This is a genomic window from Shewanella sp. SR1 (assembly GCF_020447145.1).
GTDB classification, from domain to species: domain Bacteria; phylum Pseudomonadota; class Gammaproteobacteria; order Enterobacterales; family Shewanellaceae; genus Shewanella; species Shewanella baltica.
Window position 1 is genome coordinate 1 of sequence record NZ_JAJAEF010000062.1, and the last position, 900, is coordinate 900.

Consider the following 900-nt stretch of genomic DNA (forward strand, 5'->3'; position numbering starts at 1 on the left):
ACAGCACTCGCCTGGTTGCTCGCGGCGGGCGCGACGCTCTGGATCCTCGTCGCCCTCGTCTATGCAGGCATCCGGGAGCCGTCGGATGACCCGGCTCAGCCCAGCGACGACCGGTCACGGGAGGCCAACTGGTTCGTGCAGATGGTGCGCCTGCTTCGCGAGGACAAGCCGTTCAGGAGCTTCGTGCTGGCGCGCAGCCTGCTGCTGGTGTCGGCACTGAGCCCGCCATTCGTGGTGTCCCTCTCGATCGAGACGGGGTCGGACGGCCTCGCCGGGCTCGGCGGGTTCATCGTCGCCGCGGGTCTCGCCGCGCTGCTCGGCGGTCGCCTCTTCGGGCGCCTCGCCGACCGGTCGAGCCGTCGTCTCATGAGCGTCGGGGCCGGCATGGCCTCCGTGGTCGTCGTCATCACCGTGATCGTCGTAGCCCTACCGGGATTCACCGGCGAGGGGTGGCCCGGAACACTCCTGTTCATCGGCAGCTACTTCCTGCTCACGATGACGCACACCGGTGTGCGCGTGGCGCGCAAGACCTACATCGTGGACATGGCCGAGGGAGATCGACGCACCGTCTACACGGCGGTGTCGAATTCGGCCATGGGCGTGATCCTGCTGGTGGTCGGCGGCATCAGCTCGCTGCTGGCGCTCGTGCACATCTTCTGGGCGCTGCTCTTCCTCGCCGCGCTGGGCCTGGTGGGGGTGTTCGCCGGGGCGCGCCTGCCCGAGGTCTCACGCCGGTAGGACGATCTTCGGCCGAGGCATCCGCAGCTCGAACGGTCAGAGAACCCGGCTCATCGCGAAGTTGACGAACTCCACCCCCCGGAGCACCGGATGCCGCAGCGCATCACACACGAACCCGTGACGTTCGAAGAACGGTCGCGCCGTGAGGCTCGCGTGGGTGGT

1 pseudogene is annotated in these 900 nt (G+C 68.6%); it reads left to right on the top strand.

What is annotated here, in order from left to right:
• Window positions 1–738 (top strand): annotated as a pseudogene (locus KV201_RS22690) (hypothetical protein); the annotation flags it as partial.
• Window positions 739–900: the final 162 nt, after the last annotated feature.